Genomic DNA, 8683 nt, shown 5'->3' with positions numbered 1-8683 from the left:
TTAGGAGAGATGGTATCTACCTCGGGATCACTACGGCGTAGGGTGCTGGTGAGGTACGAACCGCACCGAACTCCGCAACTCCAGAAGCCCTCTCAATCAGCGAGACGATTGTGTTGCCTGCCACCGCGGTGCGGTTCACTGCGCTCACCGGCATCCTGCATCGGGAGCACTACGGCGGAGGGTGCTGGTGAGGTACGAACCGCACCGAACTACGCAACCTCCGAATACCTTTAAGGCCATGGCGTCTTCTGCCTGATAAATATGGCTTGAGGCGGTTACGATGCCAGCCGTTCGCGTGGATCCCGTGGATAGAAGTTCTCGGCCAGCGCGTCCTGATGTTGCAGCTGACGGGTGTTCTTATAGGGCATCTTCATAAAGCCAGATACCCCGAGGCCGCGGATCAGAGGAATGCAGGACAGAATGCGTTGCAGGGCACCGGCAAAATCCTGCTCCCGCTGCTTATCCAGCAACACGTAATAACTGTGAATTTTCAGATGGGTGGGCAGGGCCTCGAAGATCAGCAGGCCGGTGTGATGTATCTCGTTGAGGTAGGCAATTTCACGCATGATTTCCTGAGGTAACTGCAGAAACTCGTCGGGGTCCTGGCCGTCTTCAAAGTAGGAGTGGTTACGGCTCTTGTCCTCGACCTGCGGCGCGGTGTGCACCTCATAGGGAATATGCATGCCCGGCAAGGGGTGGAAGATATCTTGCTCACTGGCGCGCTCCACGTGCTGGGTAACCCGGGCGTTGAACATACAGCATTTGAATACCCCGACCCGCCGGATTGCACGGGCCAGGGTGACCATATTGTTGACCGCGATAATGAAGGAATGCTTCAGCGCCTTGTTGTAGAGGTTGAGGCTGGAGTCGATAAAGACGCCGCTTTCCTCCCAGCGGATGGCCAGCCCGCCGACGATGGGGAACTTGCCCAGACGGCTGACAGCAGCCAGCAGGGCGCGTTCGGTATCGCCCATGCCGTGCATAAAGTTCTTATAGTACTTCTCCAGCTCCACATCGTTGACCGCTGCCAGATAGTGATCGGCATTTTCCTCACGCAGAAAGCTCTTGCGCGAGGAGTACACCACGGTGTCGATATCGCGGTCCTGATCGTAACTCCAGATTGGTATCAGTGGCTTTTCTGCGGTACTGGGCAGATCAGGCAGCACCAGCTTGCTCATGTACTGCATATTGCGCAGGAAGTAATCCCCCGCCTGAGTGCGGCTGGTGAAGTCACCTGCCAGCATGGCCTGCAGCATCAGGGCAAACTCTTTGGGCAGCCCCAGCGAGGTAGCGGGAATGGCGCGAAAGCCATACCGGCATGACTGACCGGAGGCCAGCGCATAGAGCGTGCCTGCCACGCCCTGCTCATCAAAGCGTGGTGAGCTGAGCCCGCCGTTCAGCTGTTCATCACCGATAAAGTAGACATCGCCCAGTTTGGCATTGGTGTGCTGCATATCCTGACCGAGCATGCCAAAGGCACCACCCCCGACGGGCTGGCCGCTTTCATCCAGCTGGGCAAAGACACTGGAACCCCAGTCAATCAGGCGGATTTCCTCGCTGACCGGATCAAAGACGATATTGGATGGCTTGATATCACCGTGTACCACTGGCGCGCTTTCACCAGCGCGTTTGAACTGGCGCAGCGCCTTCAGCACGTCGGCCAGCTGCGCGGCAATCCTGACTACAAGACGCGGGCTCAGGCGCCCGGCCTTGAGCAGATACTGTTCCAGATCTTCGCCCTGAGCGCGCTCCATGATCAGCACCGACTGCTTGCGAATCTTGCTGTATTCACTGACGGCAGGAATGAAGCGGTGGCTGACCTGACTCTGCATCCAGGCTTCTTCTTCCAGCCGGTCCTGTACATGCTGCGGCAGATTGATACGTGAGAATTTGAACACATAGTCGGTGCCGCCACCGGAGCGGCCACCAAAGACGAAGCCATAGGCACCTTTGCCGATAAATTCGATGTCGCTGAAGCCCAGCTGCTCCAGCTGTTCCATACACAACCTGACCCAGTCTTTGATCTTCTGGGCATCCTGATGGCTCATCAGGTAGAGCGACTGCTCCTCGTTGATATAGAACTGCTGCAGGATGGGCTGGGTGGGCATGGGGCGGGCCTTATTATTGTTGGAACTCACGATCTGCTGCGTGCAGGATCCTGAACCTGTGGCGGTAGATGCCATTGTCGGCGCTTTCTGACACCTCCGTCCACCGCTGTTGCCTCACTCCATCAGCAGATATTCCAGAATGGCCTGCATCAGCTGATGTGCCTTGATATAGCGTGCTTCACTGACACCCGACAGGGTGGCGGCATCCTGTACCCATTCGCCGGGCACCAGCTCATCGCCGCATTCTTCCAGCAGATCAGCAATGATGCCAGCTGTCATTTCCGGGTGGCATTGCAGGCCGATGACGCGGTCGCCCAGCTGGAACGCCTGATGGGCACAGGCGGCGCTGGAAGCCAGCAGCTGAGCGCCTTCCGGCAGGTCGAATGTTTCCCCGTGCCAGTGCAGTACCTCAATCTGCGGAGGGAAGATAAAGCAGTCTTCGTCGGTTCCCTGCTGATGAATGGGATACCAGCCAATTTCTGCCACAGGGTTGGCATACACCCTGGCGCCCAGTGCACTGGCGATCAGCTGCGCGCCCAGACAGACCCCTAACACCGCGGTATCACCCTGCTGGATGGCCTCACGCAGAAAGCGTTTTTCAGCGACCAGCCAGGGATAGCCCTGTTCATCGTTGACGCTCATGGGGCCGCCCATGGCGATGATCAGGTCGAAATCCTGTGCCGGGGGCAATGTCGCATCCGCTTCAAAAAAGCGTACATAGTCGATGCTGGCGTCGTGCTGTTCAAACCAGTTTTCCATGGCGCCGATGCCTTCAAAGGCAACATGTTGCAAAACCAGGACACGCATCAGTTAGCTCTCCGTAGGGATGGACTCACGATGTTGCTGACTCTCGCCGGCGAGGTCGTGAGCGCGCTTATAACAGTGAATTTGACTCATTGGGCACTTCGCCAAGCATAGTCGCAGTTGGGCTGACGGTCTGCTTTTTGCTTAATAATTTTTTACTGTGAGGAAAAGGAGGCAGGCATGACGTTCATGGCGAGCTGGATCAATTCCCGCTATCAGTCGTTAACCAACAGTGATGCAGAACCCAGCTGGCAGGACGCGCTCTGCCGCGGTGAGATTGACAAGGCCCTGCTGCTGGGGGCTGAGCAGATGCCGCAAGCCCTGCGTGAAAGATTGCTGAGCACCACTGCGTCCGATGAACGTGCAGGTAGTCAAAGCGATGTGGCTATGTCTGTGCTGGTGCAGCGGTTGCAGGCGTTACAGCGTCATGGGCAACAGGCGTTGACCGTGCTGTCGTCTACCCTTGGTGAGATTGAAGCGCGCACCGCCGAACAGCATGCCTTTGTCGAACGTACACGCGGCTTTTTGCAGCACAGCGGTGACAACGCCAAGGCGCTGCGCACTGAAATAGAACAGGAGCTGGGCGAGACTACCCGGCTGTTTTCCAGCCAGTTTGCTGACTTGCAGGCCCTGATCAACGAGCGTTCATCCGGGGCGCTGTCTGTGATCAAGTCCATTGAGGAGGTAGGCAAGACAGTTCAGCTGCTGTCTATCAACGCGGCTATCGAAGCTGCCCATGCAGGGGAGTCGGGGCGGGGGTTTGCTGTGGTGGCCAGCGAGATTCGCGACCTGGCCATGCGCACCCAGTCCAGCACGCAGGAAGCCTACCAGCAGATGGATCTGGCCATCGTTAGTGACCGGTTGGGGGCGATACTGAACAGTTCCGATCATCAGCTGGGCGAGCTTGCTGTGCAGGTCAAGCAGTCACTGGACAGCATCAACCATCTGCTTGATGAGATCAGCAGTTCGCTCAATGAGGTGGACAGCAACAACCGGATTATCGAGGCGACGCTGGGCTTGAGCCACGGTGCGCAGCAGCAGGTCACTGGTAAGAGCCAGTGGGGGCAGCAGTTGCTGGCCGACCTGTCGGATGCTCTGCAAGAGCCGGGTCGTCAGGGGGACTCGCGTGCAGAGGGTGCCATTGAGCGTCTTCTGCATCTGGAGCATTTGCATACCGGCAAAGGGTTTGACCGGCTGCAGGCGATCAGACAGCGTGGCGAAATACGCATCGCCATTGAACCGGCGTTTGTCGGCGTGTCATTCCACCCCAGTGCCAGCGCGCCGTTGCAGGGGCTTGATGCCGAGCTGGCGCAGGCCTTTGCCCAGTGGCTTGGGGTGAAATGCCGGTTTGTCGAACACCCGTGGGACCGCTGCCTGCAGTTACTCGAAGCGGGGCCTAAGCGTGGAGAAGCAGAGGTCGATCTGGTGTGGAGCGCCATGCCGCCGATGCCGGGCTACGATCAGGTGGCCTTTTCCCAGCCTTATGTATTCCTGCCCTATGTACTGGCCAAACGTCAGGGAGACGGGCGTATTGCTGGCCTGAAGGATCTGGAAAGTAAGGTCTTGGGCTGTATCAATGACCCTGCCGCCATGCAGGTGCTGGAGGATGCCGGTCTGCGCTGGGGCGCCAACCGTCATGTGGCGGGTGGCAAGGTGCAGCTGGCCAATCTGCTGACCTATAACGATCAGAGCCAGATTCATGACTGTCTGGCCAACGGCGTTGTCGATGCCTTTGCGGTGGACCTGCCGATCTATCATTGGGCTTGCTACGGTGATGCCAGCCCCTGGCGCGGCAAGATGGAAGTGCTGCCGGGTAATCTCAGCCCCGAGTTGTGGTTCTATTCTGTGGCGGTCGGCAGACAGGCAGGCAACCTGAGTCTGTTGCAGGCCATCAATGACTTTATCGGACGTTATCGCCAGCAACGGGAATATCAGACCCTGATCAGCCGCTGGATGGGGACCGTATATAACGATCCACAATGGCGTTTTGCCAAAGGGGTGGCGGATATCAAGGCGGTGGAAGCGCTGGCGGCAGCGCAGTAGCACAGATCGTAAACAGGCTCTGAACAGTCGTTGCCGCTGCACCGGCATCGTACCGGGGTGCAGCGGCGTTAGTTAAGCCGCTGAACAGGCTGTTAGAGCTGCTCCACGAAGCGTGCGGTATAGAGATTGATGCTGGGCTTGATGGCTTCGATCAGTGCTTTCTTGGTGACCTTCATAAACCAGGCCGCTTCCTTGGTTTGCAGCTGCTGGGCATAGTCGGCCAGCGTGGCATCAGGTACGTCGCGATAGGCATAAGCGAGGAACTGCACCCCAGGGCGGGATTCCAGATAGCTCTTGCTTTGCTCTTTCAGGCCATTGATCAACTCAACCAGCCGGTCTTTGTTGATCAGCTTGTACTCGGTCTTGCTCTGCACCTGTGTTTCCAGACCACTGGCGATCAACTGCAGAATGCTCGCCATCCAGCGCGAAGAATGCGTCAGGCTGTCCAGCTGATAGAGCGTAGCCACACGCTGCTGGCTGGGGATATGGTTCTGCATGGTGTTGAGGTAGTTGCGCATGGCTTCGCGGTGTTCAGGCAGACTGGCTTCAGCTTCTAGCAATATCAGTCTGGCTGCCATGGGCGTGCGGGCAAAGGTCAGAGCACCCTGTGCGACCACCGGATCGTAATGCTGGACCAGATAGTCCTGCGCCACAGCCGACATCTGCTCCTTGACGAAAATGTCAGCAAACATCGCGGTGGTGGCGGCCTCTTCGGTCGCGACCGGCGGCTGGCTGCCGGGCAGATTACGCGACATGCGAATCAGTAGGCTCTTCTTGTCTTCCATGGCGATCAGGAAGTCATCGATGTGGGAAGCGACAAACAGCTTCTTGACCGGGGAGCTGGGTGGGGGTGTCACCGCCTGTGCCTGACGAAGCGGTATCAGTACGGTGAGCCACAGCAAGATCACACTCAATGTCAGGGCCAGTGGCCAGCGGTTGGCGCTGCTGTGATGCGCAAAGCAGGCACGGGGTAAGAGCGGGGTCAGCATGTCCGGTTATCCATCTTGGCAGTCTGGACCAGCAGCGACAGCTGAAGCCGGTCAGGTAGTCACCCGGGTACAGGCTTCACTGTCGAAGTGGGAGCCCCAACCTTGGGGCATTACAAATCACCTGTTCACAATCTGTTGTGTGCCGGCAGCCAGTCACGCTGCATTTCGTGCTGGCAGCAGGATCATGAACCTGTTCTGAAGGTGGCCACGTTACATGCGTTCGGCGACATATACAATCAACAGGGTGGCAGGCACCAGCAGCACCTGTGCCAATAGCGTGCCAACAAAGCGACTGGCTACCAGCCAGGCAATGCCACGGCGAAAGCGGGCTTCGGTCATGCGGTTGTCCATCACGTCATCGGTCATCAGTGACATATGCGGGTCAACAAAAACGTACATCATGATGGTGGCAACACCGTTGATGATGGCGGACAGGTTGCTGGAGGTCATGCGCACGTCAGGGTTGATAAAACCGGCGTAGAGGGACGCCAGCACGCCGATGGTCCACAGGGCCGAGACGCCGATATTCATGGCGATCACCCTCAACGGCACTTCGCGGCTCTGCTTCATGCCGACAAGAATTTCGCGGGTGGGCAGGCGGGCCATTTCCTTCAGGCCATCCCAGTCGCTGTTGCGAATGGCATAGCCGATCAGGCTGGGTACTGAGCGGTGGTTCTGAAAGTGCACCACCGCCGAGCTGAACAGCCGCTGGAAGGTGGGGATCAGTACTGCACCCACCAGCGTGGCCAGTGCCGCTGAGGCCAGCAACCAGCGAAAGTCGCCCAGCATGTCCTGACCCAGACCGGCATGAATGTTTTCTTCAATGCGTTTGGCCAGAAACGGCCCCTGAAAGGAGTTGGCGATGCGGGAGACCAGCACCAGCACGTTGAAGAGCGAAAAGGAGATGGCAATACGGCGGGTGCGCACACCGGAAATACGCACGGCAAATGCCAGCGTGCTGATCAGGTGGATGACGAAAGTCAGGGCACAGAGGAAGACGAGTTCGAGGTCCATGGAGCACCTTTGGATGGCGTAGCAAGCGCATACAACGTCGCGCCGGTGAGGCTGATGTCGGCGACAGTGTAGCCGCTGTCACAGGAATAGACAGCCGCTTTCACAGGAATAAACAGTCGGTGAAACAGTTGGCTGCATGCATGAAGCAATCTGCATATCAGACGGTCAGGCAGAATAAGGGAACTGTCCGTCTCGATGGATCACAGATAACCGATCACCGTTCGGCCAGACGCCCCTAATATGGCAGTTATTGAGAGCATGGCAGTTATTGAGAGCATGGCAGTTATTCAGAGCAGGGCTATGCTTAGGCAGTGTTGGGACAACATTGTAGGACAAAAAAACCACCCCTGGCGGGAGCGTACATCATGTATCACGGCAGCTGTCTTTGTGGCGCTATTACCTATGAAGTCCGCAGTGAACCGCTGCGGGCATCTCACTGCCATTGCACCATGTGTCAGAAGCAACACGGTGCTGCGTTTGCCACCTACGCCAACGTTGCCCGCGACGATCTGGTCTATTTGACCGGGCTCGACAAACTCAAGACCTACAACTCCTCCGGCACGGTACTGCGCCGGTTTTGCAGCGACTGCGGCTCCAGTCTGGAGTGGAGTGATCCACACCGTGCTCCGGATCGGGTGGCGATCGCCATGGGCACCTTTGATACGCCTTACAGGCCGGAACATATCACTGACCTGCATCTGGATACGCGTGCCTGCTGGTTGCCTTCGCTTTTGGATGAGATGGAATAACACCATGAACGGGGTAAAGCCGCGGACTCACCGTCGCACCGTTAGTCGTTTCATGCTGGCTATGCTGTTACTAGCGCCCACGCTGCTGTCGCCGTGGAGCCATGCCGGGCCTTTGCGTGAGCTGTGGCAGGCCCGGCGTCAGGCACAAAGTGAAGAGCAGGAAGCGCGGGGCGGTGCCAGCAAGGGGCAGGTGCTGGAAAACGTGGCCTACGGCAGTTCCGACCAGGAACGGCTGGATATCTATCTGCCGCATCAGCCCCATCAGGCGCCCTTGATTGTGATGGTCCATGGTGGCGGCTGGCGGGGAGGGGACAAGGATTCACGCAGCGTGGTCGTCAACAAGATCGAACGCTGGGTGCCGCGCGGGCTGATCTTCGTGACTGTCAACTATCCGATGCTGCCCGACACGTCGGTATTGCAGCAGGCCAACTATGTCGCCAGGGCGCTGGCCTATGTCGAACAGCATGCCGCGCAGTGGGGCGGCGACAGCCAGCAGATTGTACTGATGGGGCACTCGGCCGGAGCGCATCTGAGCGCGCTGATTGGTGCAGACCCCGGTCGTTTTGCTAGCCTCGGGCTGAAGCCCTGGCTGGGCACGGTGCTGCTCGATAGCGCAGCGATGGACGTGGAAAGCATCATGTCGAGCCGCCACCTGCGGCTTTATGATGATGCCTTTGGTGATGACCCCGGTTACTGGCGAGAGGTTTCACCCATTCTTTATCTTGGTCATCAGGCTGCCCCTTTTCTGGCGGTCTGTTCCAGTCGCCGCCAGACCTCCTGTGAAGAAGCCGAGCGGTTTGCCAGCAAAGCTCAACAGCAGCAGGTGAGCAGCCGTGTGCTGCGAGAGGATCTGTCCCATCGTGATATCAATCTGCAACTGGGCACAGAAGGTGACTACACCCGCACGGTGGAGCGCTTTATGTCCGGGCTGAGCGCAGGGCTGGCGGCCGCACTGAAGGTGAAGTCCTGATCGTCA

At 58.1% G+C, this 8683-nt stretch carries 7 protein-coding genes; 3 read left to right on the top strand and 4 right to left on the bottom strand.

Annotated features, from left to right (window positions below):
- Positions 1-275: 275 nt before the first annotated feature.
- Complete coding sequence (locus tag WH50_RS12980) at positions 276-2108, bottom strand: protein kinase domain-containing protein (RefSeq protein WP_110187694.1); 1833 nt, start codon at positions 2106-2108, stop codon at positions 276-278.
- 114 nt (positions 2109-2222) lie between these two features.
- Positions 2223-2915: a type 1 glutamine amidotransferase gene (locus WH50_RS12975; RefSeq protein ID WP_110187690.1), complete on the bottom strand. Its 693-nt coding sequence runs from the start codon at positions 2913-2915 to the stop codon at positions 2223-2225.
- Positions 2916-3092: 177 nt separating this feature from the next.
- Here WH50_RS12975 and WH50_RS27155 point away from each other — a divergent pair, with 177 nt between their 5' ends.
- Positions 3093-4955 (top strand): methyl-accepting chemotaxis protein, encoded by a 1863-nt coding sequence (locus tag WH50_RS27155; protein WP_110187689.1) that lies wholly within the window; start codon positions 3093-3095, stop codon positions 4953-4955.
- A 92-nt stretch (positions 4956-5047) separates the two neighbouring features.
- Here the strand turns inward: WH50_RS27155 and WH50_RS12965 are convergent, their stop codons facing one another.
- Together WH50_RS12965 and WH50_RS12960 are read right to left on the bottom strand one after the other, a co-directional pair.
- The gene (locus tag WH50_RS12965) at positions 5048-5944 is read right to left on the bottom strand and encodes a hypothetical protein (protein ID WP_110187688.1); all 897 of its coding nucleotides are present in this window, start codon (positions 5942-5944) and stop codon (positions 5048-5050) included.
- 210 nt (positions 5945-6154) lie between these two features.
- Entirely contained in the window at positions 6155-6958 is an 804-nt protein-coding gene (locus WH50_RS12960) for a lipid II flippase Amj family protein (RefSeq protein WP_110187687.1), read from the bottom strand.
- A gap of 365 nt (positions 6959-7323) precedes the next feature.
- Here WH50_RS12960 and WH50_RS12955 point away from each other — a divergent pair, with 365 nt between their 5' ends.
- A complete protein-coding gene (locus WH50_RS12955) occupies positions 7324-7707 on the top strand; it encodes a GFA family protein (RefSeq protein WP_110187686.1) in 384 nt (127 codons plus the stop codon).
- Between the two features lie 4 nt (positions 7708-7711).
- Positions 7712-8677 carry an alpha/beta hydrolase gene (locus WH50_RS12950; protein ID WP_207780296.1) on the top strand — a complete coding sequence of 322 codons (966 nt, stop codon included), beginning with the start codon at positions 7712-7714 and terminating at the stop codon, positions 8675-8677.
- The last annotated feature ends 6 nt before the right edge of the window (positions 8678-8683 follow it).

Origin of the sequence: Pokkaliibacter plantistimulans (assembly GCF_003194385.1) — a bacterium.
Lineage (GTDB): Bacteria > Pseudomonadota > Gammaproteobacteria > Pseudomonadales > Balneatricaceae > Pokkaliibacter > Pokkaliibacter plantistimulans.
The sequence above is the reverse complement of the archived record's forward strand: the minus strand, read 5'-3'. Positions and strand labels throughout refer to the sequence as shown.